Below are 22,912 nucleotides of genomic sequence, written 5' to 3' on the forward strand. Positions count from 1 at the left end.
CAGACTAGGGGGTGGCGGCAAGGTCAGAGTCGCACCCAGCCTGCCTCCCGCTCTGCCGCCCTGCCCTCCAGTTCCATCGTGCCGAGCATCGACTGCACCTGGGCAACCGAGAGCCCGGATCGCGCTGCGAGGTCGACGACGGGCCGCGCCGCCCGGTTGCTCATGGCGTCGCGCAAACGCACTTGGTCGCTGTCGAGACCGGGAAGCGGCACCTCGGTGTGCGCCTGGGTCAGCCGGTGTTCGCTGAGCGGCGCGAGTTCGGCCATCTCCTCCGCGCTGGTGACGCAGATCGCATCGAATTCGCGGATCAGCCTGTGGCATCCGGATGAGGCGGCGGAGGTCACCGGGCCGGGCACCGCTCCCAGTGGGCGACCCAACGCCGAAGCGTGGCCGGCGGTATTGAGCGATCCGGAGCGCCAGCCGGCCTCGAGCACGACCGTGGCGAGGCTCATCGCCGCGATTAGCCTGTTGCGTTGCAGGAACCGCCATTTGGTCGGCGCGGCGCCACAGGGCAGTTCGGAGACGACAGCGCCGTCGTTCACGATCCTGGTGAGCAGCGCCTCGTGACCGCTCGGGTAGAAGCGGTCCACCCCACCGGCGAGCACGGCGATCGTCTGACCGGAACTGGCGAGGGCGGCTCTGTGCGCCATCCCGTCGATCCCGTAGGCGGCGCCGGAGACGATCGTGTACCCGCGATCGACCAGCCCGACCGACGCTTCCATGGTCACGTGCTCTCCGTAGCCGGTGGCGGCCCGCGCACCGACCAGCGCAATCGAGGACTGCGTCGTCGCGAGGGTCGACTCGTTCCCGCGCAACCAGAGCGCGATTGGCGCGTGTGGGCCGAGGTCGTCAAGTCGGGCCGGCCATACCGTGTCGCTCGGTACGACCAGCCGGACGCCGTAGCGGGCCGCCTGCTTCAACGCGATGATTGTTGCCCGTGCCTGCAAACGGGGTTGCCACCTGGCGATGGCCTCGGTGGTCTCCATCGGGGTGAGTTCGCCGCGGACCCTCTCGACGATGGCATCGACCGAGGTTCGGGCGATCACCGCGTCGAGAGCGCTCGCCGCGCCGAGCATGCCGACGAGCACACCGGCCGCACGGTCCCCGGGCTCGGCGATCCCGGTCCAGGCTGCCCGCGCGAAGCGGTCGAACAGTTCGTCGGCGTCGAGGTCGTCGCGCGCGACCGCTCGGACGTGTTGGGCGATCTCCGCGTTCTTCAGCCCGAAAGTGGTCATGATGCCATCGCCTTTCTCAGGAACAGTGCTCTTCCGATGTGATCCGCGCTCGGCGCTTCGGCTCCCTCGAGGTCGGCGAGCGTCCAGCCGAGCCGCAGCACCCTGTCGTAGCCGCGCATCGTGATACCGCCCCGTTCCAGCGCCCGGTCGATGGATGCGGTCGCAACCGGCCCGAGACGTCGTGACGGATGCCGCAACCAGTAGCCGGGAACCTGGGCGTTGATCGTCCATGGCGTGCTGGCCAGGCGATGCGCCGCTCGTGCCCTGGCCGCGATCACACGCTCACGCGCAGCTCGCGATGAGAGCCGCCGCGCGTCATCCGCTGTCCGAAGCTGCGCCGACGTGATGCGCGGGACCCGCACCTGGATGTCGATCCGGTCGAGCAGCGGCCCGGACAGCCTCGCGAGATAGCGGCGACGCACACTCGGAGTGCAGGTGCAGTCCGAATCCCGCGAGCCGTACTGCCCGCATGGGCACGGGTTGGCTGCGAGCACCAGCTGGAATCGACCCGGATACTGTGCGATGGCGTTGGCCCTGTGGATCGAGATCACCCCGGATTCGAGCGGCTGCCGAAGCGCGTCGAGCACGTTCACGTTGAACTCCGGCGCTTCGTCCAAGAAGAGGACTCCCCCACTTGCTCGCGCTGCCGCCCCCGGCCTGATCTGCTTGGTGCCCCCTCCGATCAACGCCGCGGCGGTCGCGGTGTGGTGCGGCGCTTCGAGCGGTGGCCTGCGGGCCAATTCGCGGCCAACCGGCAAGCCAGCCAGCGAGCGCACCGAGCTGACCTCGAGCGCGCTCACCGGGTCGAGGTCGGGCAGGAGACCGGGCAACCGCTCGGCGAGCATGGTCTTGCCGGAGCCGGGCGGGCCGAGCAGGAATACATGGTGACCGCCGGCGGCGGCCACCACCATCGCCTCGACCGCCTCCGGGTTGCCGATGACATCGGCGAGGTCGCGATGATCCTCCTCTGGATCGTCTACCCCGCCGCGCATCAACGGCTCGACCGGGATCGGCTCATACTCCCCGCCGTGCCAGATCGCAGCATCGCGCAGGCTCGGGACCCCGATCACGCGAACCCCCGGAACCAGCTCCGCCTCATCGACGTTTCCGCTGGGTACCATGACCGTCTCGAAGCCCGCCGCCGCAACGGCGGACACCGCGGGCAGGATGCCGTTGATCGGCCGCAATCGGCCATCCAGTCCGAGCTCGCCCAGGTGCACCACTCGATCGATCGACTCGGAGGCGATCGCACCGGTCGCGGCGATGGCTGCCAGCGCGATCGCAAGGTCGAACCCGGATCCCTGCTTCGGCAGCGCCGCAGGCGACAGGTTGACGGTCAGCCGGCGGCTCGGCAGCTCGCATCCGGAATTCGCGGCAGCCGGCAACACCCGGTCGCGTGCCTCGCCGAGCGCCGCATCCGGCAGGCCGATGATGACGAACTTCGGCAGTTGCGCGGAGAAGACCGCTTCAACCTCGACGATCTCGCCGTGCAAGCCGATGAGCGACACCGAATGGGTGCGGCCAACCGACATCAGAAGATCCTCGACAGGTGCTCGATGGTCGGCCCCTCGCCCCGAGGCGCGACCACCGCGACCGCGTCGATGCGCACCAACCCGGTGACGTCGGGGTGCGCCCGGCACCACTGCGACGCGAGGCGGCGCAGTCGCGCGAGCTTGCGGGCGGTGATCGCCTCGAACGGATGCCCGAAGCCGAGCCCTGCGCGAGTCTTGACCTCGACGAAGACCGTCTCGTTGCCATCGCGGGCGACGAGGTCGATCTCACCGTCGGTGCACCGCCAATTGCGGTCGATGATCGCGAAGCCGAGCGCCTGAAGATATTCGGCCGCAAGATGTTCGCCACGCCTGCCCAGCTCGTCTTTCGCCGCCATGGGTCAAGGGTCAGCCGGGCCACTGTCTCTCACGCGACGAACGGCCCGAGCGGTGGACGTGCAGTCGCGCCGGTTCCGTGTGGAGGACGTGACGACGGGTGGTCCGAGGTCAGGCGAAATACACCTTGCGCAGGGTCTCGGTGACGGTCCAGATGGTGCGCTGGCCCGCACTCAACCGACCGACCGACCCGGGTCCGAGCGTGATGCTGCGACCCTCGTCAACGAACTCGACCGTCGCCGCGCCGAAAAGCACCACGAACACCTCGTCGATCTCGACATCCGCCATGGCCCCGACGGTCAGCTCCCAGACGCCCACCGAGTGCCCGTCCAACTCGTGAAGCTCAGCACTGCCGACCCGGGGCCTGCCCGCAACCACCTGCGTTTCCGGCACAGGCTCGTAGGTGAGAACGATCGAATCCGCAGCAGTCACGTCGTACATGACAGCGACTCTAGTCAAGCGCGCCGCCCTGGGTGCTCGAAGCGGGCCACCTGGGCGGGTCTGGCGGCGCTACCGTAGAGGCACGCCAACCACTGGGGAGTCGCAGTGCAGCAGTCCCACCGAGTCGTCCTCGACGAGCCGATCACCTGGCGCGAGCGCGGGTTCCCTGATATCGGCGCCACCGTCGGCTCGGTCCGCGAACACCGGTGGACTCTCACGGACCTGAGTCTGCCGATGCTCGTGCTGCGCGACGACGCGCTCGAGCACAACCTGCAGGCGATGGCGGACTACTGCGAGCGGCACGGCGTCGAGCTTGCCCCGCACGGCAAAACCCACCTGAGCCCGCAGCTGTGGTGGAGGCAACAGGATGCCGGAGCGTGGGCGGTCACCGTCGCATCGGTCGCGCAGGCCGCGGTGTTCGCGGCCAGCGGTGCCCGGCGCATCCTCATCGCAAACGAGGTCATCGCAGCCGGGGACCTCCAGTGGATCGCCGAGGTGCAGCGTGACGGCGCTGAGGTACTGCTGTGCGTCGACTCGCACGCGGCCGTCGACCGAATCATCGAGCACACGCGCGACGCCGAAACACCGGTCCAGTTGCTCATCGAACTCGGCTACCGAGGCGGGCGCGCCGGATGCCGCACGACCGAGCAGGCACTCTCCCTCGCCCAGCGCATTTCGGGGGAACGCGGTCTCCGGCTTCGCGGTGTCGAGGGATTCGAGGGCGTCATGCCCGGCGAGGGCGACGGTCAGCGGCGCGCGATCGCCGGCTACCTCGAGTCGGCGGCGCAGCTGCTCGACGCGATGATCTCGGACGGCTACGTCGAGGAGCCCATCGCCACTTTCGGCGGCAGCGCCCACTTCGACCTGGTGATCGGCGCGTTCACGCGCCGCGGCTGGTCACACGACGCCGATGTGCGGGTGATCCTGCGCAGCGGCTGCTACCTCACCCACGACCACGGCCTGTACGCGAACAGCAGCCCCACCCTCGACGGCACCGAGCTGGAACCGGCCTTCGAACTGTGGGCCCAGGTCATCTCCACCCCGGAACCCGGCCTTGCCATCGCGAACTTCGGTAGACGCGATGCTCCGTTCGACGCCGGCCTGCCGATGCCGCTCACCGTCGGGTCCCCGGATGCGCGGCGCCAGGCATCCGGCATCACGATCGAGCGGCTGAGCGACCAACACGCGCACCTCCGCATCACGGCGGGCACCGCCCTCGCGGTCGGCGACCTGATCGCGTTCGGCATCTCGCATCCGTGCACCGCATTCGACAAATGGCGGCTGATCCCGGTCGTCGACCCCAACTATCGCGTCGTCGACGCGGTGAAGACCTACTTCTAGGTCACTCGTCGAGCGCGAGCTCCTGCGGCAGCTCGAGCTCCTTGGCGCTCAACTCCTCGACGTTGACGTCCTTGAACGTGAGCACGCGGACGCTCTTCACGAACCGGTCGGAGCGGTAGACGTCCCAGACCCACACGTCGTGCATCGTCAGTTCGAAGTAGAAGTCGTGCTCGGTGTCGCGGCGCACGAGGTCGACCTCGTTGGCCAGGTAAAAGCGCCGCTCCGTCTCGACGACGTAGCGGAACTGCGCAACAACGTCCCGGTACTCACGGAACAGCGCCAATTCGACCTCACGGTCGTAGTCCTCAAAGTCGTCGTCTTCCATCCACCCAATCCTAGGCGTCCGCAATGTCGAGTGCTGGCTGCCTCAGCCAACTCAGACGGTGCAGCACGCTCGGACCCAACCGATCGATGGCCTCGTAGTGCTCGCTCGAGCCGTAACCCTTGTTGCTGGTCCACGAGTAGCCGGGCCAGCGGACGTCGGATTCGATCATCATGCGGTCGCGGTGCACCTTGGCGATGACGGATGCGGCGGAGACGGATGCGCAATCCCGGTCGGCCTTGACCCGGGTGGTCAGCTTCACCCGGGAGCTGCCCAGTCCAGGGTTGAGCCAGTCGTAGTGGCCGTCCAGCAGCACGACCGACTCCTCGATCGGGATGCCGGCATCGGCGATGGCCTCGAGGGCGCGTTTGCCTGCCATGGCTAGCGCAGCCATGATGCCGAACCGGTCGATCTCATCGGCGCTCGCGAGTCCGACCGCGGAGAACCGGGCCCAGGCTGCCGCAAGCGGCGCGAGTGCCTCGCGTTTCGGCTCGGCGAGCATCTTCGAGTCCCGCAGGCCCTTGGGCACAGGGCCACGCTCGCGGTCCACGACGCACAGGCCGACCGCGACCGGGCCCGCGATGGCCCCGCGGCCGACCTCGTCGCATCCGATCACGAACCGGGCGCCGCCGTCATGCAATTCCCGCTCGAATTTCAGGGTCGGGTCAGCGACGGCCATTGTCAGCCCTCGCCTCCGTCAACGCCGGAGAAAACCGTCGGGTAGTTGTCGATCCAGCTCCAGTTCTCCACCGGCCAGGTGACAACGAACGCGCGACCGACAACGTTATCGATCGGCACGAAGCCCTGTCCTGGCTGGGTCGTGTTGTAGCGGGAATCCTTCGAGTCGTAGCGGTTGTCGCCGAGCACCCAGAGCGAACCCTCGGGCACCGTGACGTCGAAGTCGACACCGGATGCCTTCGTCACGCCCTGCGGAAGCTCCAGGTACGGCTCGTCGATCGGGACGCCATTGATGGTGATCTGGCCGAACGTGTTGCAGCACACCACCTGGTCGCCGGGCACACCGATGACGCGCTTGACGAGGTGGTCGTTGCTGTCGGATGCGCTCAGCCCGACAACGCCCAGGAACCAGTCGAACCCGGCGGTGATCGGGTTCATCCGCGGCTCCGGCATGGGGCGGAGCCACCCGCCGGGGTCGCGGAACACGACAACGTCACCGCGCTCGATCGGCACCAGATCGGGGACGAGTTCGTTGACGACGATGCGGTCGTCGACCTCGAGCGTGTTCTCCATCGACCCGGAGGGGATGTAGAACGAGCGAATGAGGAACGTCTTGATCAACACCGAGATGATGATCGCTGCCGCGAAGATCAGGATGATATCCCGCGCGAAGAGTCTCGCGCTTCGCGCGCGGTTGCGTCGGATCGCCTCGACGTCGTCCGCCGCGATCGGCGGGTTGTCTTGAGTCATCTCGCCCCTGGGTTTGCGGACCATTGTACGAGGCGCCTATGCGCCACGGGCCACCAGGGGTTAGTTGGACTCGCGCTTTTCCTTGATCTTGGCCTTCTTGCCGCGAAGGTCGCGCAGGTAGTAGAGCTTGGCGCGGCGAACGTCACCGCGGGTGACGATCTCGATGCGGTCGATCACCGGCGAGTGAACCGGGAACTTGCGCTCGACGCCGACCTGGAAGCTGATCTTGCGGACCGTGAACGTCTCGCGGACACCCTCGCCCTGACGTCCGATCACGACGCCCTGGAACACCTGGACACGGCTGCGCGTGCCTTCAACGATGTTGACGTGCACCTTGACGGTGTCACCGGCACGGAAGTCCGGGATGTCGCTGCGAAGTGAGGCTGCATCGACTGAATCGAGGATGTTCATTGTGGTTCGCTTCCTGCAATCGCCACAGGTCGACGGCGTGCTCGGTAAAACTTCGAAGGTGAGAGGCGCCCTGTCGTAGCCGGCTCCCCTGTGGCAGAACCGTGCGCGGGCACAAACAGCAATTCTGTCATAACCGGCCGTCTGCCGCCAGTTGGCAGCGATTCGTATCGACGATTGCTACTGGTCGATACGGATGATGCGGGGCGGGTCATCCGGATTCGGAGTCACCGGATAGCTGTCGGTGAGCCGCGCGGTAGCCGCGTTGAAGCGGTCGCGGGTTTCGCGGATCAGCTGCCACAGCTGCAGCCAGAACGCGCCAATCGAGATGAGGATCGCTATGGCGGCGATGCCGTCGTTCCTGACGAACCCTGCCGCGATCAGCACGAGCCACCACACCGCGAGCAGCGCGACGTCGATCCAAGAGACCGCCTTCGTCGCTCGAACCGACTTGCGTGCAAGCGTGAGCCCGAGGATGAGGCCCATGTAGACGAACAGGATTGGCGCGACGATCAGCAGCATCACGAACGCCCAGCCGGAGCCGCTGAAGACCAGACCGCGGCCGATGAGAAGCCACAGCGGCAGGACGATGACCGCGCCGAACTGCGCCCAGTAGAACCCGCGCCTCACCAACATGCACCAAGCCTAGGCGCGGGATCGTGAAGAATGGCTGGATGATCGAGTTGAGAACCGCGGCGGAACTGGAGCAGATGCGACCGGCGGGAGCCTTCGTCGCCGAGGTGCTGGGCGAGCTGCAGAAGGCAGCCGACGTCGGCGTGAACCTCCTCGAACTCGACGCGCTTGCGCACGATCTGATCCGTAAGCGCGGTGCCGTCAGCACCTACATCGACTATCACCCTTCGTTCGGTGCCATGCCGTTCGGGAAGGTGCTGTGCACTTCGGTCAACGACGCCGCACTGCACGGGCTGCCCCACAACTACCGGCTGCAGGATGGCGACCTGCTCAGCATCGACTTCGCCGCATCCGTCGACGGCTGGGTCGCGGACTCGGCGGTGTCCCTGGTCGTCGGCACACCGCGCGCGGAGGACCTGGCGCTCATCGAGACGACGGAACAAGCGCTGGCGGCGGGCATCAAGGCAGCGCGCGTCGGCAACCGGATGGGCGACGTGTCATCGGCGATCGGCGAGGTGGCCCGCGCGGCCGGCCTGTCCATCAACACAGACTTCGGCGGCCATGGCGTCGGGCGCACCATGCACGGTGACCCGCACGTGCCCAATGACGGACGCCCCGGCCGGGGTTTCCCGCTGAAGCCCGGCCTGGTCTTCGCGATCGAGCCGTGGTTCATGCTCGGCACTGACCGGCTCTACACGGATGCCGACGGCTGGACGCTGCGGAGCGTCGACGGCTCACGCGCTGCGCACGCGGAGCACACCATCGCCATCACCGACGACGGCCCGCTCGTGCTGACCGCGCGCGACTGACTCGGGTCACTCGGGTGGGAGCAGGTCCGGGCGGACGCGTCGGGTCCGCTCCAACTGCTGCTCGCGGCGCCAGGCGGCGATGGCCGCGTGGTTGCCGCTGAGCAGCACCGGCGGCACGCTCAGGCCACGCCATTCGGCCGGCTTGGTGTAGCTCGGGTATTCGAGCAGGCCGTCGCTGTGCGACTCCTCGACGAGGCTCTCCGGGTTGCCGACAACGCCCGGGATGAGCCGGCCGATCGCCTCGATCATCGCCATCGCGGCGACCTCTCCCCCGTTCAGCACGTAGTCGCCGAGGCTGACCATGCGCACGCGCGCACGCGTCGCGGTGTGCTCGACCACGCGCTCATCGATGCCCTCGTACCGCCCGCATCCGAAGACCAGGTGCGGCTCGTCGGCCAGCTCGCGTGCCATCGCCTGCGTGAACGGCTCTCCGGCGGGCGACGGGAATACCACAACAGCATCGCCGTCGAGGATGCCATCCAGCGCTTCGCCCCACGGTTCGGGCTTCATCACCATGCCTGCGCCGCCGCCGTATGGCGTGTCGTCGACGGTACGGTGACGATCGCGCGTGAAGTCGCGCAGGTCGTGCACCCCCAGTTCGATGAGACCGGATGCGCGCGCCTTGCCGAGCAACGACACGTCCAGCACCGAGAAGAACTCGGGGAAAATCGTGACGATGTCGATGCGCATGGGCACGAGCCTACGGTGCGGTCGGTTCCCCGGTGGCCGCGTCGCCATCGGCGGGTGTCGCCGTCTCCGCTTCCGACGCATCCTCCGGCAGTGCCTCGAACAGGCCCGCCGGCGGCGTGACGGTGAGGATGCCCGCGGCGAGGTCGACGCTGGGCACGATCGCCTTGACGAACGGCACCATCACCTCGCCGGACCCGGTCTGAACGACCAGCAGGTCCTGCGCGGGCAGGTGCTCCAGCCGCGCGACGGTTCCAACGGTCTCGCCTTCGCGCACGACCCCCAGTCCGACCAGCTGGTGGTCGTACCAGGCGTCGTCCTCCTCCGGCAGTTCTGCCGGGTCGTGATCGACAAGCAGGATCGCCTTGATGAGGGACTCAGCCGCGGTGCGGTCGCCGATCCCTTCGAAGAAGGCGACCGGCTGGGTGTTGTAGTAGCGCAGCTCGGTCAGTTCGATCGATTTGCCATGCCAGGGGGACGATTCCGGCACTTGCAACCAGAATCGCGCCCCCGGCACGAACCGCTTCTCCGGCTCGTCGGTATACAACTCGATCTTGATCGCTCCCTTGAGGCCGTGAGCCTTGGTGAGTCGACCAACCCGAAGCCGGTTGTTCTCTGCTGATGCCACTCTAGGAATCGGTGTCGAGCACGTCGACGCGCACCTTGCGGCCGTCGGCGAGTGCGCTGACCAGCGTGCGGAGCGCCTTGGCGGTGCGACCGGAACGGCCGATCACACGACCGAGGTCATCCGGGTTGACACGAACCTCGAGGATCTCGCCGCGTGGCGAGTTCTTTGCGACAACCTGAACATCGTCAGGGTTGTCGACGATCCCCTTCACGAGGTGCTCCAGAGCGGCAGCAAGCAACGGTTATTCCTTGCCCGGCTCAGCCGCGGCAGCGGCGTCGGCCTCGGAGCCCGCGGCCTGCTCGGCCGTCTCCTCGGCGGTGGCGGGGGCGGCGTCAGCAACCTCGGCCTCGGCGGGAGCTGCCTCGGTGGCGACCTCGTCACCGGTGGTGGCTGCCTCTTCGGCTTCGGCCTTGGCCGGCTTCTTCTCTTCCTTGGGCTTCAGGACGGGCTTCTTCTTCTCGTCCGCCTGGAACTCGGGCTTGGCCTCGGCGGTGCGCACCGTGTTGGTGGGGTTCTTCTCACCCTTGAAGGTGCCCCAGTCGCCGGTGAGCTTCAGCAGCGCCATGACCTGCTCGGTCGGCTGCGCGCCGACGCTGAGCCAGTACTGCGCACGATCGGACTTGATCTCGATGACCGAGGGTTCCTCAGTGGGGTGGTACTTGCCGATCTCCTCGATCACGCGACCGTCACGCTTGGTGCGCGCGTCGGCGACGACGATGCGGTAGTAGGGTGCCCGGATCTTGCCCAGGCGCTTGAGGCGAATCTTTACAGCCACAATTCTCCGATTGATTCAATAGTTGGTTGAACTGAGCGCCGTGGGCGTGGGGGCACACTCGGCTCAAAAGCTCTGATGGGGTCTTGCGGCCAGCCTGATAGAGGGTCGGGCGGGCCGGGACTCGACTTACTATTCTGACAGATTTCCGGCGCTCGCGGGAACCGGCGTCGATTCCGGGCGACGCGGCCGCATCCGGGACACCGCCACGCCCACCAGGCACAGCGCGCCACCGACGATCGCGAGCGGAGCGGGGATCTCGCTGAAGACGAGCCAACCGAGCAGGATGACGAGCGCTGGCACGACATAGGTGGTGACCCCCAGCTGGCTGGCCGGCATGCGGCCGAGGGCGTAAGCCCACGTGCTGAAGGCGAGCGCGGTCGGGACGGCGCCGAGGTAAACCACTCCGAGCACCGCCTCGATCGGCGCGGCCTGCACCTCGCTGATCAGGTTGCCGGTGAACGGGAGGCAGGCAATCGTGCCGATGGCGGCGCCCATCCAGGTAACCTGCGATGCTGGCAGCGACTTCAGGACCGGCTTCTGGCACAGCACGCCGATCGAGTAGGTGACTGCAGCGAGCAGGCACCACCAGATGCCCGCTCCGCCGCCGAGGCTGGCACCGGATGCGATCCCGATCAGGATGACGCCGAAGAAGGCGACACCGGTGCCGACGATGAGCCACTTCGGCACCCGCTCCCCCAGGAACACTCCCGCACCGAGGGCGATCAGGATGGGTGCGATGTTCACGATCATGGCGCTCGTGCCCGCATCGAGCGTCTGCTCTGCGATGTTGAGAGCGACGTTGTAGAGCCCGAACCAGGCAATGCCGAACACGAGGATCAGGACCCACTCGCGCCCGGTCGGCTTCACCCAGCGCTTGCCGATAAGCAGCAGCGCGAGCAACACCGTGCCGACGACCAGTCGGCCGAGGGCGAGACCCCCGCCGCTGAAGTGCGGCGCGACCCCGCGAATCACGATGAACGCACTCGCCCACGCGAGCACCGTCACGATGATCGCGACGAGCACGAGCGGTGTGACGCCGGATGCCGGTGTCGGAGCTGCGTCGCGTTTCATGGTCGAAGTCACCTGACTCACGCTAGTCGTGACCGGCGACAACCTTTGACCGCGCCGGTGACTCTGGCAGAAGGCGTGTGAGGGTTGGCAGGAACGATCAGGAAGCCAACTTCGAGCGGTGCTCGTCGCGCCAGGAGAGCCAGTCCCTGACCATGTCGAGGTTGTAGTGCGGGCCAGACAGCCCGACCGTGAACAGTGTGGCGCCGAGGTCTACGAGTTCGTCGGCATCCTCTGGTGTGCGGCGTCTGAGTTCGGTAGAGATCTCGATCTGGGAGGTGTCCCGGCCGACCGCGCGACCGTGCTCGGCGAGAGTCCCGAGCTTGCGCTCGAGCGTCGGCACGTCGCTGAAGCTGTGCCAGATGTCGGCGTGCTCTGCGACGATCCGCAGTGTCTTCTTCTCGCCGCCACCGCCGATCAGGATCGGGATGGGGCGGGTCGGCTGCGGGTTGAGCCTGGTCCAGCGTTCCTTGATGATGGGCAGGTCGCGAGCGAGCGCGGCGATGCGGGTTCCCGGGGTGCCGAACTCATAGCCATACTCCGTGTAGTCCCGTTCGAACCATCCGGCGCCGGTGCCGAAGATGAACCGGCCGGTGCCGCCCTTGGCGCTGATGTGGTCGATGGTGCGTGCCATGTCTGCTTGCAGGCTGGGGTTGCGGTAGCTGTTGCAGTTCACGAGAGCGCCGAGTTCGACCCGGCTTGTCTGCTCGGCGATAGCGGCGAGCATCGTCCATGACTCGAAGTGCAGGCCGTCGCGCTCACCGGACAGCGGGAAGAAGTGGTCCCAATTGAAGATGATGTCGACGCCCAGCTCTTCGAGCTCGATGATGGCGTCGCGGATGGCCTCATATGGTGCGTGTTGCGGCGCGAGTTGCACGCCGATGCGGATGGGACGCGTGGGCATGCCCCAAGCCTAGGCGGGCTGCACTCGCCCCAGCTCGACTCCGGATGCGTCGACGAAGACGAGCGCTTCGCCGTCGAAGCCAGCGTGGCGGGCGCCGGATGCCCAGAACGCGGTTGGCGCACCGTCGCACGCGATGAGGGTGGATGGGCCGGCGGTGGCGAGCCATTCACCGTCCGCGCCCACCGCCCAGCGACCCTGTGATCCGTTGCAGCCGTCGGAGCCGGTGTAGCTGCCATCCGCAGCGAACTCGATGAAGGCATCCGTACCCTCGCCCGCTCCGATGGGCAGCCAGCGGCCAACCACCGCGTCGACAGTTGCGGGCTCAAGGTCGCTCGGCAACGGTGCCGGCTCGGCGAAGTGTTCGCGCGTCCGGTCGGTGATCTCCGGCGCTTCGCGCATCGAGTCGCTGACGTTCGGGTTGGGTGGTGGAGTGCCGTCGATGGTGAGGGAGGCGATGACACCGCCCGACCGGTCGAGCAGTTCCCAACCGTCGACGCTGGGCTCGTAGCCCGTCACCTCGTGAAGCCAGTCCACCCTGGGCATCTGGCCGTTCTCGACACATCCCTCCAGCGCCCCGTGGACGTCAGCGATGAAAATGCGCTCCCCCGCCTGCCAGGATCCACTCACAACGCCGCAGTCGCGCCACAGCTCGAAGCTCCCCGCGTCGAGCCGCAGCCAGGTCTCGTCGGACTCCTGTGGTGCATCGACTCGCCACATGCCGACGAGATTGATCGCCCCGGACTCGCCGCTCGGCGCCAACTCGCTCGGCGCACCCCCGGGGGAACTCGCGCATCCGGCCAGCAACGCCAGCGAGGCAACGGGGACAGCGAAGGAAAGCAGGGTGGAACGCCTCATGGCACAAAGCTAGTGACTGCGCTCGCCAACCGGTACCCAACGTTTCGCTGCTCTCGCACGTACGGCACCATTCGTTCACCGACGGTTGGTGGGCGCGTCACCGCACCGTGGCCGGACATCCGGAGGCGGATGCGATGGTGGCGGGGTGAGAGTCGCACTGGTCGCAGAATCCTTCCTCCCACACATGAACGGCGTCACCCACTCGCTGTTGCGGGTGATCGACCACCTCGCTGCGCGCGGCGACGACGTGCTGGTGCTCGCACCGCGCACCGCCGAGCTGCCCGCGACGGTCGGCGGGGTAAACGTCGAGGGTGTCCCGTCGTTCGCGCTGCCCGCGTACCGGAACGTGCGGGTCGCGACGGTGACGAGGAACCGCATCGCGAAGAGCCTGCGTGCCTTCCGCCCCGATGTCGTGCACCTCGCCTCGCCCTTCGTGCTCGGTTGGCAGGCGATGATCGCGGCCGAACGGCTCGATCTGCCGACCGTGGCGATCTACCAGACGGATGTGCCCGCCTACGCGGCCCGCTACGGCTTCCCGTTCGCGGAGGCGCTGCTGTGGCAGCACGTTCAGCGCATTCACCAGCGCTCGACCCTCAACCTGGCTCCGTCGAGCTATGCCGTCAGGCAGTTGCGCGAGCACCAGATCGACCGGGTGCGCACCTGGGTGCGTGGGGTGGACAGCGCACGGTTCTCGCCCGCGAAGCGTGACGACGCCTGGCGGGAGCTGGTTGCTCCAAACGGCGAGCGCATTGTGGGCTTCGTCGGCCGGCTCGCCGCAGAGAAGCAGGTCGAGGACCTCCGGGTGCTTGCGACGCTGCAGGGCGTCAAGCTCGTCATCGTCGGTGACGGACCGCAGCGGGCCAGGTTGGAGCAGCTGCTGCCGACAGCACACTTCGCGGGTTTCCTTGGCGGCGACGACCTCGCGCGGGCGGTCGCCAGTTTCGACGTGTTCGTGCATCCGGGCGAGTCGGAGACGTTCTGCCAGACCATCCAGGAGGCGATGGCGAGCGCCGTGCCGGTTGTCGCCACCGGGCGCGGCGGACCGGTCGACCTGGTCGATTCCAGCCGGACCGGATGGCTGTACTCCCCCGGCAACCTGCACGAGCTGCGCGAGCGCGTCGCCGACCTGGCCGGCGACACCGCAAAGCGGCTCGCGTTCGCTAGCGCGGCGCACACCGCAGTGCGCGACAGGTCGTGGTCGAGCGTGTGCGACGCGTTGGTCGAGCACTACCGCGAGGCCATCGAGCTGCACGCGGAACGTCCGATCGCCGGATGGCGCGCTGCGGCGCCTGCTCGCCGGAGCTAGAGCCGCCTAGCGGCCGAGGAACTTCTGCAGCGCAGCGAGCTCTTCCTCGCTCGGACCGCCCTGCTTGGCCGCACCGCCGAGGCCGAAACCGGCTCCGCCCGCTCCAGCACCGCCCGGCTGAATGCCGGCGGCGAGCGCCGCCTCTTCTGCCGCGCGCTTCGCCGGGTTGCCCGAGCGGGAGCCCTTCTTGCCCTTCTTCGCCTGCTGCTTCATCCGGCCGCCCGGCATCGGTCCCATTCCCGGGATCTGCGGCATGCCGCCCTTGGCGACGGTCTTCATCATCTTCGCGGCCTGCTCGAAGCGGGTCACAAGCTGGTTGACATCGGTGACGGTCGTGCCAGACCCCTTCGCGATGCGCAGGCGACGGGACCCGTTCAGCAGTTTCGGCTGGCGCCGCTCCGACGGGGTCATCGACTGGATGATCGCCTCGGTGCGGGTGATCTCCCGCTCGTCGAAGTTGTCCAGTTGCTGCCGCATACCCTTCGCGCCGGGCAGCATCCCGAGCATGCCCTTGATGGAGCCCATGTTTTTGAGCTGCTGCATCTGGGCCAGGAAGTCCTCGAGGGTGAACGTGTCGGTCGCGAACTTCTCGGCGACCTTGAGCGCCTCTTCCTCGTCGAAGGCCTTCTGCGCCTGCTCGATGAGGGTCAGGATGTCGCCGAGGTCGAGAATTCGGCTTGCCATCCGGTCGGGGTAGAACGGCTCGAAGTCGCCGAGGCCCTCACCGGTCGAGGCGAACATGATCGGACGGCCGGTAACCGATGCGACCGACAGCGCCGCGCCACCGCGGGCGTCGCCGTCGAGCTTGGTGAGCACGACGCCGGTGAAGTCGACGCCGTCCTGGAATGCCTTTGCCGTGGCGACCGCGTCCTGGCCGATCATCGCGTCGATGACGAACAGCACCTCATCCGGCGCGGTCGCCTTGCGGATGTCGGAGGCCTGCTTCATCATTTCCGCGTCTACGCCGAGGCGTCCGGCGGTGTCGATGATGACGATGTCGTACTGCTTGTCCTGCGCGAACTTGACGGCGTCCTTCGCAACACGCACCGGGTCGCCCACGCCGTTGCCCGGTTCAGGGGCGAAGACCTTGACGCCGGCCTGTTCGCCGACAACCTGCAGCTGGGTGACGGCGTTGGGACGCTGCAAGTCGGCTGCGACGAGCATCGGCGTGTGGTTCTCGGATGCGAGCCACTTCGCGAGCTTGCCCGCGAGCGTCGTCTTACCCGCACCCTGGAGACCCGCGAGCATGATCACGGTCGGCGGATTCTTGGCGAACTCGAGCCGCCGCTGCTCACCTCCGAGGATGCCGATGAGCTCCTCGTTGACGATCTGCACGACCTGCTGCGCCGGGTTAAGCGCCTTGTTGACCTCGTCGCCGAGGGCGCGCTCGCGCACCTTCCCGGTGAATTCCTTGACGACATCGAGGGCGACGTCAGCGTCGAGCAGTGCGCGTCGGATTTCGCGGACTGTGCCATCGACATCCGCTGGGCTGAGCTTGCCCTTGCCGCGCAGCTTCTTGAACGTCTCTGTGAGACGGTCGGTGAGGTTTCCGAAAGTGGCCATGGTGCTGCCCAGTTTAGGTGATCGAGGCTGTCCGTCTGGCGGGGCGATATCGTGGCGACATGACCAGTGAACCGCTTGTGCTCCCGTTCGACGGTGAGGTGCCCCAGATCGACGACACCGCGTGGGTCGCCCCCAATGCGACCGTGATCGGGCGCGTCAACCTCGGCTCGGAGTCAAGCGTGTTCTACGGAGCCGTGCTGCGCGGCGACACCGACAGCATCACGCTCGGCGCGCGCAGCAACCTGCAGGACAACGTGGTCGTGCATTGCGACACGGGCATTCCGACCTCGATCGGCTCGGGCGTCAGCGTCGGCCATGCCGCGGTGCTGCACGGCTGCACCGTCGACGACGACTGCCTGATCGGGATGAGCGCGACCGTGCTCAATGGTGCGGTGATCGGCGCCGGGTCCCTGGTCGCGGCTGGCGCCGTCGTGCTCGAGGGCACCGTCGTCCCACCCGGTTCACTCGTGGCTGGTGTGCCGGCCAAGGTGCGCCGTCCGCTGACCGACGATGAGCTGGAGAAGGTCCGCGGCAATGCGACGCACTATGTGGAGCTGAGCCGACAGCACCGACGGTAGGGCGTTAGCGCTTGAGCTTCGGCAGCACCTCGCGACCGAAAACCTCGATCCATTCGCGCTGGTTGCGGCCGACGTTGTGCAGGTAGATCCGGTCGAAGCCCAGGTCGACGAACCTCTGGATGTACGCGCGGTGCACGTCCGGGTCGGAGTCGATGACCATCCGCCCCTCGAAGTCCTCGGGCCGCACGAGTTTCGCCATCTGCTCCAGCTCGAACGGCGACCGGATGTCCCCCTTCGGGAACTTCATCCCGCCGTTCGGCCACTCGTGCAGCGCGTTCGCCATCGCCTCTTCGGTCGTCGGCGCCCAGCTCAGGTGCAGCTGCAGCACCCTGGGCATCGTCGATGGGTCCTTCCCCGCCTCACGGGCCCCCTCGTCGAACTTGCCGAACAGCATCGAGATCTTCTCCAGCGGAGCGCCGACCGTGATGAGCCCGTCAACGTGCTTGCCCGCGCGGCGCGCGGTCACCGGCCCGGCCGTTGCAACCAGGATCTCCGGCGCCACCTCTGGCATCGTCCACAGCCGCGTGCTCTCGAGCTTGAAGTACTGCCCGGTGTGCTTGACATCCCTACCGGCGATGGACGCCGAGAACAGTTTTTTGATGATGTCGATGGCCTCGAACATCCGGTTGATGCGCTCGGGCGCCTCCGGCCAGTACTCGCCGATGATGTGCTCGTTGAGCGCCTCACCCGACCCGAGGCCAAGCCAGTGTCGTCCCGGATACATCGAGGCAAGGGTCGCGGATGCCTGCGCAACCATCGCAGGATGCCAGCGGAACGTCGGCGCGGTGACGCCGGGGCCGAAGTCACCCCTGGTGCGCTCCCCGACCGCGGCGAGCATCGCCCAGACGAAGGAGGACTGCCCCTGGGCGGGAACCCACGGCTGGAAGTGGTCAGCCGCCATGACGCCGCTGAAGCCGTGCTCCTCGGCGAACGCCGACAACGCAACGGCCTCCGCCGGTGCGAACTGCTCCAGCATTGCCGCGTAACCGATCTGAAGGTCGCTCATGCGATCATCCTTCCACTCGCGCTGGTCAGCCGACGAGGTTTTGAACGAAAACGTGCGGCGTGAAGCCGGTGAGGTCGCCGATGCCCTCGCCCTGCCCTATGAGCTTGATCGGAATGCCGGTCTTCTCCTGCACCGCGAGCACGAACCCGCCCTTCGCGGACCCGTCCAGCTTGGTCAGCACCAGCCCGGTGACGCCCGCGTGCTCGATGAACGCCTCGGCCTGCGCGAGCCCGTTCTGGCCGGTGGTCGCATCCAGCACCAGCAGCACCTCGGCGATGTCCGACTGCTTCTCCACCACCCGGCGGATCTTCGACAGCTCGTCCATGAGACCGCTCTTGGTCTGCAGCCGACCTGCGGTGTCGATGATGACGATGTCGATGCCCTCACGCTTGGCCTTGTCGACAGTCTGGAACGCGACGGATGCCGGGTCCTGACCCTGCTGCTGGGGACGGACGATGTCCGCGCCAGCCCGCTCTGCCCAGGTTGCCAGCTGTTCGACCGCTGCCGCGCGGAACGTGTCGGCCGCCCCGACGACGACACTGCGGTCGAAGTTGCGCAGGAACTTCGCGAACTTGCCGATCGTGGTGGTCTTGCCGACCCCGTTGACGCCAACGACGAGCACAACCGCGGGGCGGTCGCTGAGCCGCAGCGTCGGGTCGAGCTTCGACAGTCGCTCCTCGAGGCTCTCCCGCAACATCCGCTTCAGGTCGGCCGGGTCGGTCGTGCGATACCGGTCCACCTTTTCCCGCAGATCCTCGATGACGCCGTCAGTGACATCCGGACCGAAGTCGGCGGTGATCAGCGCATCCTCGAGGTCCTCCCAGGTGTTGTCGTCGATGGTCGGCTTCGCGAACATGCCGCGAAGTGCTCCGGTCAGTGACCACGGGGTGCGCTCAGCCATGGGGTCGAGTCTATTGAAGCCGGTGCCACCGCCCTTCCAGCGACCACAACGGAATCCCCGTCACTTTCCCAGCCCCGCGTGCGACGGTCGAAAGATGACCGTCATCGGCTTCCATGCCTCCCATGAACAGGTTCACCCGAGCGCGCTCATCGATGCCGTCCAGCATGCAGAGCAGGCCGGCTTCACCGCGGCCATGTGCAGCGACCACTTCGCGCCGTGGAGCGAGCGGCAGGGCCATTCCGCATTCGCGTGGGCGTGGCTCGGCGCGGCACTGCAGGCCACCCGGCTGCCGTTCGGGGTCGTGAACGCCCCCGGCCAGCGCTACCACCCCGCGATCATCGCGCAAGCGGCGGCAACCCTCGCCGCGATGTACCCGGGACGGTTCTGGGCGGCCCTCGGCAGCGGCGAGAACATGAACGAGCACATCACCGGCGACGAGTGGCCGGACAAGGACGCCCGCAACCGGCGGCTGCGGCAGAGCGTCGACGTCATCCGGCGCATGCTCGCCGGTGAGCAGGTGAGCGCAACCGGCGACGTCGCCGTGCACGAGGCGAGGCTCTGGACGCTTCCGGATGTTCCTCCCCCACTGTTCGCCGCAGCAGTCACCCCGGCCACCGCAAGCTGGGCGGCCGACTGGGCGGACGGGCTGATCACCGTCGCCCAGCCGCACGACGCGCTGCGCGAGGTCATCGACGCGTACCGTTCCGCGGGCGGCACCGGACCGGTCGCGCTCCAGGTGCACCTGAGCTACGCGCCCACTTACGACGAGGCACTGGCGATCGCGCACGATCAGTGGCGAAACGGCGCGATCGGGCCGCCTCGATGCTGGGACATCTGGGCGACGGAAGAGTTTGATCGCGAGAGCGCGAACGTGCCGGCAGAGCAACTCCCCGATCTCGTACAGGTCTCCGATGACCTCGCCCGCCACGTCGACTGGCTGGGTGAGGCCATCGAGCTCGGCTTCGACGAGGTGTACCTGCACCACGTCGGCAAGGAACAGCTGGTGTTCATCGAGCAGTTCGGCGCGCACGTGCTGCCGCAACTTCGCCCGACGGCGAGGAGCGTGGCATGAGAATCACCGACACGAGCGACCTGTGGTGGAAGAACGCCGTCCTGTACTGCCTCGACGTCGAGACGTTCATGGACTGGGACGGCGACGGTCGCGGCGACTTCGGCGGACTCGCCCACCGGCTCGACTACCTGTCCGACCTCGGAGTGACATGCCTGTGGCTCATGCCGTTCTTCCCGACACCCGACCGCGACGACGGCTACGACATCATGGATTTCTACGGCATCGACAAGCGCCTCGGCCACATCGGTGACCTGGTCGAGGTGATTCGCAGCGCCAAGGACCGTGGCATGCGCGTCATCGCCGACCTGGTCGTCAACCACACATCCGACCGGCATCCGTGGTTCCAGGCGGCCAGGTCCAGCCCTGATTCGCCGTACCGCGATTTCTATGTGTGGAGCGACGAGATCCCGAAGGATGCCCCGGAGACCGTGTTTCCGGGCGAGGAGAAGGGCGTCTGGTCGTTCGATGAGAAGGCCGGCCAGTACTACCTGCACCGCTTCTACAAGCACCAGCCGGACCTGAACACCGCCAACCCGAAGGTGCGCGAGGAGATCGCGAAGGTCCTCGGCTATTGGCTGCAGCTCGGCCTCTCCGGCTTCCGCGTCGATGCCGTGCCGTTCTTTCTCGAGACCACCGAGGGGATGCTGCCGGAGGGTCCCGATGCCGGTCACAGCTACCTGCGCGACCTGCGCAGCTTCGTCGGAAGGCGACAGGGCGACGCGATCCTGCTCGGCGAGGTCAACCTGAAGTTCAAGGACCAGCTGGCCTACTTCGGCGGCCCGGATGGCGATGAGCTCTCGATGCAGTTCGACTTCGAGTCGATGCAGCGGTTCTACCTCTCGCTTGTCCGGGAGGATGCGCGCCCCCTCGCCCGCACGCTCGCCAGGCGCCCGAAGCTGGCGCTGCAGTCGCAGTGGGCCAACTTCGTGCGCAATCACGACGAGCTGACCCTCGACAAGCTCACCGAAGTCGAGCGCCGGGAGGTCTTCGACGCCCTCGGCCCTGAGCCCCGCATGCAGGTTTACGACCGCGGCATCGTGCGCCGCCTCCCCACCATGCTCGATGGCGACCCCCGGCGCATCCGGATGGCGTACAGCCTGCTGTTCTCCCTACCGGGGACACCCGTCTTGTTCTACGGGGAAGAGATCGGCATGGGCGAGAATCTCGATGCCGGTGGGCGTCAGGCGGTGCGTACGCCCATGCAGTGGACTGACGCGAAGAACGGCGGCTTCTCAACCGCGCGGCCGTCGGCGTTGCCCAATCCGGTCGTGGCTGACGGTTTCGGCCCTGACCATATCAATGTGAATCAGCAACGGCACGACCCCGATTCTCTGCTCAGCTTCATCCAGTTGCTCATCCGGCGCTACCGGGCATCTGCCGAGATCGGCTGGGGCGACCTGACCATCCTCGAGCAGCCTCACGCATCCGTCCTTGCGCACCGGGTCACCGGGCCCCTGGGGAGCATGATCGCGCTGCACAACTTCTCGCCGAACGCGCTGACCGTCCCGCTCACCGTGGATGGTGCGGATGCCGAAACACGTTTGGTGGACCTGCTCCAGGAGGGCGAGACGCGCACCGACGACCGGGGGCGGGCCGAACTCGACCTGGAGGGGTACGGCTACCGCTGGCTGCGGATCCTGGACCCGGGCACCAGACGGCTCTCCTGAGCGGTGAGTCGGATGATCGTCCACACCGTGACGAAGCCGACCAGGGCGATGGTGACGAAGCCGAGTCCCGAGTAGCCGATCGCGACCAGCACCGGCCCGGCGAGCGCGCCGCTGAGTGCCGCGACCGCGTTCATGGTGAGGTCGGAGACGCCCTGCAGGGCGGCGCGGTCGGGACCTTCCGCGGATTCGGCGACGACGGTCGATCCGGCGATGACCGATGCCGACCAGCCCACCCCGAGCAGCGTGACGCTCAGTGTGACACCTGCTTCCGAGTGGCTCACGAAGCCGGCGAGCAACAGCGAGGCGGCGAACGTCGCCTGGCCGATGAGGATCACCTGGAGTCGGCCCACCCTATCGGCGAGCCACCCGAACACCGGCGACAGGGCGAACATCCCGGCGATGTGCAGACTGAGCGCGAAGCCGACCAGCTCGAGCGTCGCGCCGTGCGAGTAAAGGTGCACCGGCGTCATCGCCATGACGGCGACCATGGTCGCGTGGCTGAGGGCAACGGTCGTCACGGCGTAGCGCGCAAGGGGGTTGTGTCGTAGCGTCGCGAAGCCGCCTCGGGCGGGGCGTGATTCCTCCGGCGTGCGGCTGCCGATCGCCGTGAGCAGCGGGTCAGGACGAAGACCGACGAGGTAGACGACGGTCGCTGCCACCTGGGCGGCGACGGTGAAGATGAACGGGCCGGTGAGCGTCGGCAGGCCGAGCGCGGCGCCTAGCGCCTCCCCAGGGCCGATCAGGTTCGGGCCGAGCACCGCGCCAATCGTCGTCGACCAGACAACCACGGACAGCTGACGCCCGCGGCGGTCCGGCTGAGCCAGGTCGGTGGCCGCGAACCGCGCCTGCAGGTTCGTGGCCCCGATGACGCCGGTGAGCAGGAATGCGACGATCAGCAGTGGGAACGATCCGAGCGCCGCCGACACCGTTGCCAGCACCGCGCCGGCGATGCCGAGAATCGACCCTGCCGCTAGCGCGAACCCCCGCCCACGCCGCATCGCCAAGCGGGCCAACGGCAACGCGATGATGGCAGCCCCGAGAGTGCTCATGGTCGACGCCATGCCTGACAACGCGTTCTCGCCGCTCACCTCCGCAGCAAGCAATGCGCCAACGGACACCGTCGCCCCGAGGCCGATTCCGCCGAGAATCTGCGCCAGAACGAGGGTGCGGATGACGCGCCTCTGCACCCGCTCGATGTCGATCACTGCGACAGTCTAGGCGCGACAGACCGCCACGAGACGGGGCATTCCTGCCAACCAGATGGGTGGCTGGCGGCTGAGCTCACCGACTTCCGCGCGCCCGTTCCGGACATCCGCGCCCCGCGCACCGGGCGCGGATGTCCGGAGCATGCGCGGACGAGTGCGGAGGCTAACGGGCATCGGCTCCGCGATGCAGAGCT

At 67.5% G+C, this 22,912-nt stretch carries 25 protein-coding genes and 1 pseudogene; 6 read left to right on the top strand and 20 right to left on the bottom strand.

Annotated elements, in window-relative coordinates; translation table 11 throughout:
- Window positions 1–23 precede the first annotated feature (23 nt).
- The 4 genes from dprA to IRG63_RS09070 form a co-directional block, all read right to left on the bottom strand.
- On the bottom strand, window positions 24–1,235 hold the full coding sequence (dprA, locus tag IRG63_RS09055) for a DNA-processing protein DprA (RefSeq protein ID WP_193509922.1): 1,212 nt from the start codon (window positions 1,233–1,235) through the stop codon (window positions 24–26).
- A complete protein-coding gene (locus tag IRG63_RS09060; protein ID WP_168626635.1) occupies window positions 1,232–2,767 on the bottom strand; it encodes a YifB family Mg chelatase-like AAA ATPase in 1,536 nt (511 codons plus the stop codon). The genes dprA and IRG63_RS09060 overlap by 4 nt, the downstream gene beginning before the upstream one ends.
- On the bottom strand, window positions 2,767–3,123 hold the full coding sequence (locus tag IRG63_RS09065) for a YraN family protein (RefSeq protein WP_168626634.1): 357 nt from the start codon (window positions 3,121–3,123) through the stop codon (window positions 2,767–2,769). The genes IRG63_RS09060 and IRG63_RS09065 overlap by 1 nt, the downstream gene beginning before the upstream one ends.
- A gap of 109 nt (window positions 3,124–3,232) precedes the next feature.
- Window positions 3,233–3,562: a cupin domain-containing protein gene (locus IRG63_RS09070; protein ID WP_168626633.1), complete on the bottom strand. Its 330-nt coding sequence runs from the start codon at window positions 3,560–3,562 to the stop codon at window positions 3,233–3,235.
- A gap of 105 nt (window positions 3,563–3,667) precedes the next feature.
- On the opposite strand from IRG63_RS09070, the gene IRG63_RS09075 reads away from it, so the two are divergent.
- Window positions 3,668–4,903, top strand: a complete 1,236-nt coding sequence (locus IRG63_RS09075) for an alanine racemase (RefSeq protein WP_193509923.1) — start codon at window positions 3,668–3,670, stop codon at window positions 4,901–4,903.
- 1 nt (window position 4,904) lies between these two features.
- On the opposite strand, the gene IRG63_RS09080 is transcribed toward IRG63_RS09075, so the two are convergent.
- From IRG63_RS09080 to IRG63_RS09100, 5 genes are all read right to left on the bottom strand, one after another.
- Window positions 4,905–5,228, bottom strand: coding sequence for a DUF2469 family protein (locus IRG63_RS09080; RefSeq protein WP_168626631.1), 324 nt, complete (start codon window positions 5,226–5,228; stop codon window positions 4,905–4,907).
- 10 nt (window positions 5,229–5,238) lie between these two features.
- Entirely contained in the window at window positions 5,239–5,904 is a 666-nt protein-coding gene (locus tag IRG63_RS09085; protein WP_168626630.1) for a ribonuclease HII, read from the bottom strand.
- Between the two features lie 2 nt (window positions 5,905–5,906).
- On the bottom strand, window positions 5,907–6,653 hold the full coding sequence (lepB, locus tag IRG63_RS09090) for a signal peptidase I (RefSeq protein WP_168626629.1): 747 nt from the start codon (window positions 6,651–6,653) through the stop codon (window positions 5,907–5,909).
- A 60-nt stretch (window positions 6,654–6,713) separates the two neighbouring features.
- Window positions 6,714–7,064: a 50S ribosomal protein L19 gene (rplS, locus tag IRG63_RS09095; protein WP_193509924.1), complete on the bottom strand. Its 351-nt coding sequence runs from the start codon at window positions 7,062–7,064 to the stop codon at window positions 6,714–6,716.
- A gap of 177 nt (window positions 7,065–7,241) precedes the next feature.
- Complete coding sequence (locus IRG63_RS09100) at window positions 7,242–7,697, bottom strand: MFS transporter (protein WP_193509925.1); 456 nt, start codon at window positions 7,695–7,697, stop codon at window positions 7,242–7,244.
- Between the two features lie 38 nt (window positions 7,698–7,735).
- Here IRG63_RS09100 and map point away from each other — a divergent pair, with 38 nt between their 5' ends.
- Entirely contained in the window at window positions 7,736–8,503 is a 768-nt protein-coding gene (gene map / locus IRG63_RS09105; protein ID WP_193509926.1) for a type I methionyl aminopeptidase, read from the top strand.
- 6 nt (window positions 8,504–8,509) lie between these two features.
- Here map and trmD read toward each other — a convergent pair whose 3' ends face one another.
- The 7 genes and pseudogenes from trmD to IRG63_RS09140 form a co-directional block, all read right to left on the bottom strand.
- Window positions 8,510–9,193, bottom strand: a complete 684-nt coding sequence (trmD, locus tag IRG63_RS09110; RefSeq protein WP_193509927.1) for a tRNA (guanosine(37)-N1)-methyltransferase TrmD — start codon at window positions 9,191–9,193, stop codon at window positions 8,510–8,512.
- A 10-nt stretch (window positions 9,194–9,203) separates the two neighbouring features.
- On the bottom strand, window positions 9,204–9,818 hold the full coding sequence (gene rimM, locus IRG63_RS09115; RefSeq protein ID WP_370566222.1) for a ribosome maturation factor RimM: 615 nt from the start codon (window positions 9,816–9,818) through the stop codon (window positions 9,204–9,206).
- Between the two features lies 1 nt (window position 9,819).
- Complete coding sequence (locus IRG63_RS09120) at window positions 9,820–10,056, bottom strand: RNA-binding protein (RefSeq protein ID WP_168626623.1); 237 nt, start codon at window positions 10,054–10,056, stop codon at window positions 9,820–9,822.
- 135 nt (window positions 10,057–10,191) lie between these two features.
- Window positions 10,192–10,593: pseudogene (gene rpsP / locus IRG63_RS09125) on the bottom strand (30S ribosomal protein S16); the annotation flags it as partial.
- A 129-nt stretch (window positions 10,594–10,722) separates the two neighbouring features.
- Window positions 10,723–11,676, bottom strand: coding sequence for a DMT family transporter (locus IRG63_RS09130; RefSeq protein ID WP_370566223.1), 954 nt, complete (start codon window positions 11,674–11,676; stop codon window positions 10,723–10,725).
- An 85-nt stretch (window positions 11,677–11,761) separates the two neighbouring features.
- Window positions 11,762–12,565, bottom strand: coding sequence for an LLM class F420-dependent oxidoreductase (locus tag IRG63_RS09135; protein ID WP_193509929.1), 804 nt, complete (start codon window positions 12,563–12,565; stop codon window positions 11,762–11,764).
- 9 nt (window positions 12,566–12,574) lie between these two features.
- A complete protein-coding gene (locus tag IRG63_RS09140; protein ID WP_193509930.1) occupies window positions 12,575–13,420 on the bottom strand; it encodes an META domain-containing protein in 846 nt (281 codons plus the stop codon).
- A 145-nt stretch (window positions 13,421–13,565) separates the two neighbouring features.
- On the opposite strand from IRG63_RS09140, the gene IRG63_RS09145 reads away from it, so the two are divergent.
- The gene (locus IRG63_RS09145; protein WP_193509931.1) at window positions 13,566–14,726 is read left to right on the top strand and encodes a glycosyltransferase family 1 protein; all 1,161 of its coding nucleotides are present in this window, start codon (window positions 13,566–13,568) and stop codon (window positions 14,724–14,726) included.
- A 6-nt stretch (window positions 14,727–14,732) separates the two neighbouring features.
- Here the strand turns inward: IRG63_RS09145 and ffh are convergent, their stop codons facing one another.
- Window positions 14,733–16,289 carry a signal recognition particle protein gene (ffh, locus tag IRG63_RS09150; RefSeq protein ID WP_193509932.1) on the bottom strand — a complete coding sequence of 519 codons (1,557 nt, stop codon included), beginning with the start codon at window positions 16,287–16,289 and terminating at the stop codon, window positions 14,733–14,735.
- Window positions 16,290–16,348: 59 nt separating this feature from the next.
- Between ffh and IRG63_RS09155 the strand changes: the two genes are divergently transcribed.
- Window positions 16,349–16,867 carry a gamma carbonic anhydrase family protein gene (locus IRG63_RS09155; RefSeq protein WP_193509933.1) on the top strand — a complete coding sequence of 173 codons (519 nt, stop codon included), beginning with the start codon at window positions 16,349–16,351 and terminating at the stop codon, window positions 16,865–16,867.
- 4 nt (window positions 16,868–16,871) lie between these two features.
- Here IRG63_RS09155 and IRG63_RS09160 read toward each other — a convergent pair whose 3' ends face one another.
- Window positions 16,872–17,873, bottom strand: a complete 1,002-nt coding sequence (locus IRG63_RS09160; RefSeq protein ID WP_168626613.1) for a TIGR03557 family F420-dependent LLM class oxidoreductase — start codon at window positions 17,871–17,873, stop codon at window positions 16,872–16,874.
- Window positions 17,874–17,898: 25 nt separating this feature from the next.
- Complete coding sequence (gene ftsY, locus IRG63_RS09165) at window positions 17,899–18,774, bottom strand: signal recognition particle-docking protein FtsY (RefSeq protein WP_168626611.1); 876 nt, start codon at window positions 18,772–18,774, stop codon at window positions 17,899–17,901.
- 94 nt (window positions 18,775–18,868) lie between these two features.
- Here ftsY and IRG63_RS09170 point away from each other — a divergent pair, with 94 nt between their 5' ends.
- Both IRG63_RS09170 and IRG63_RS09175 read left to right on the top strand, forming a co-directional pair.
- Complete coding sequence (locus IRG63_RS09170) at window positions 18,869–19,846, top strand: TIGR03885 family FMN-dependent LLM class oxidoreductase (RefSeq protein ID WP_193509934.1); 978 nt, start codon at window positions 18,869–18,871, stop codon at window positions 19,844–19,846.
- A complete protein-coding gene (locus tag IRG63_RS09175; RefSeq protein ID WP_193509935.1) occupies window positions 19,843–21,513 on the top strand; it encodes an alpha-amylase family protein in 1,671 nt (556 codons plus the stop codon). The genes IRG63_RS09170 and IRG63_RS09175 overlap by 4 nt, the downstream gene beginning before the upstream one ends.
- On the opposite strand, the gene IRG63_RS09180 is transcribed toward IRG63_RS09175, so the two are convergent.
- Window positions 21,465–22,718 (bottom strand): MFS transporter, encoded by a 1,254-nt coding sequence (locus IRG63_RS09180; RefSeq protein WP_168626607.1) that lies wholly within the window; start codon window positions 22,716–22,718, stop codon window positions 21,465–21,467. The two genes, IRG63_RS09175 and IRG63_RS09180, sit on opposite strands and share 49 nt — an antisense overlap.
- Between the last annotated feature and the right edge of the window lie 194 nt (window positions 22,719–22,912).

The organism is Cryobacterium sp. BB736, assembly GCF_014980265.1.
In the GTDB taxonomy this organism is placed as follows: Bacteria; Actinomycetota; Actinomycetes; order Actinomycetales; family Microbacteriaceae; genus Terrimesophilobacter.

Excerpts from the sequence above, each read along its gene's own strand:
- dprA (WP_193509922.1), bottom strand. The coding sequence starts at position 1,235 with ATGACCACTTTCGGGCTGAAGAACGCGGAGATCGCCCAACACGTCCGA.
- IRG63_RS09060 (WP_168626635.1), bottom strand. The coding sequence starts at position 2,767 with ATGTCGGTTGGCCGCACCCATTCGGTGTCGCTCATCGGCTTGCACGGC.
- IRG63_RS09065 (WP_168626634.1), bottom strand. The coding sequence starts at position 3,123 with ATGGCGGCGAAAGACGAGCTGGGCAGGCGTGGCGAACATCTTGCGGCC.
- IRG63_RS09070 (WP_168626633.1), bottom strand. The coding sequence starts at position 3,562 with ATGTACGACGTGACTGCTGCGGATTCGATCGTTCTCACCTACGAGCCT.
- IRG63_RS09080 (WP_168626631.1), bottom strand. The coding sequence starts at position 5,228 with ATGGAAGACGACGACTTTGAGGACTACGACCGTGAGGTCGAATTGGCG.
- IRG63_RS09085 (WP_168626630.1), bottom strand. The coding sequence starts at position 5,904 with ATGGCCGTCGCTGACCCGACCCTGAAATTCGAGCGGGAATTGCATGAC.
- lepB (WP_168626629.1), bottom strand. The coding sequence starts at position 6,653 with ATGACTCAAGACAACCCGCCGATCGCGGCGGACGACGTCGAGGCGATC.
- rplS (WP_193509924.1), bottom strand. The coding sequence starts at position 7,064 with ATGAACATCCTCGATTCAGTCGATGCAGCCTCACTTCGCAGCGACATC.
- IRG63_RS09100 (WP_193509925.1), bottom strand. The coding sequence starts at position 7,697 with ATGTTGGTGAGGCGCGGGTTCTACTGGGCGCAGTTCGGCGCGGTCATC.
- map (WP_193509926.1), top strand. The coding sequence starts at position 7,736 with ATGATCGAGTTGAGAACCGCGGCGGAACTGGAGCAGATGCGACCGGCG.
- trmD (WP_193509927.1), bottom strand. The coding sequence starts at position 9,193 with ATGCGCATCGACATCGTCACGATTTTCCCCGAGTTCTTCTCGGTGCTG.
- IRG63_RS09135 (WP_193509929.1), bottom strand. The coding sequence starts at position 12,565 with ATGCCCACGCGTCCCATCCGCATCGGCGTGCAACTCGCGCCGCAACAC.
- IRG63_RS09140 (WP_193509930.1), bottom strand. The coding sequence starts at position 13,420 with ATGAGGCGTTCCACCCTGCTTTCCTTCGCTGTCCCCGTTGCCTCGCTG.
- ffh (WP_193509932.1), bottom strand. The coding sequence starts at position 16,289 with ATGGCCACTTTCGGAAACCTCACCGACCGTCTCACAGAGACGTTCAAG.
- IRG63_RS09155 (WP_193509933.1), top strand. The coding sequence starts at position 16,349 with ATGACCAGTGAACCGCTTGTGCTCCCGTTCGACGGTGAGGTGCCCCAG.
- IRG63_RS09160 (WP_168626613.1), bottom strand. The coding sequence starts at position 17,873 with ATGAGCGACCTTCAGATCGGTTACGCGGCAATGCTGGAGCAGTTCGCA.
- ftsY (WP_168626611.1), bottom strand. The coding sequence starts at position 18,774 with ATGGCTGAGCGCACCCCGTGGTCACTGACCGGAGCACTTCGCGGCATG.
- IRG63_RS09170 (WP_193509934.1), top strand. The coding sequence starts at position 18,869 with ATGACCGTCATCGGCTTCCATGCCTCCCATGAACAGGTTCACCCGAGC.
- IRG63_RS09175 (WP_193509935.1), top strand. The coding sequence starts at position 19,843 with ATGAGAATCACCGACACGAGCGACCTGTGGTGGAAGAACGCCGTCCTG.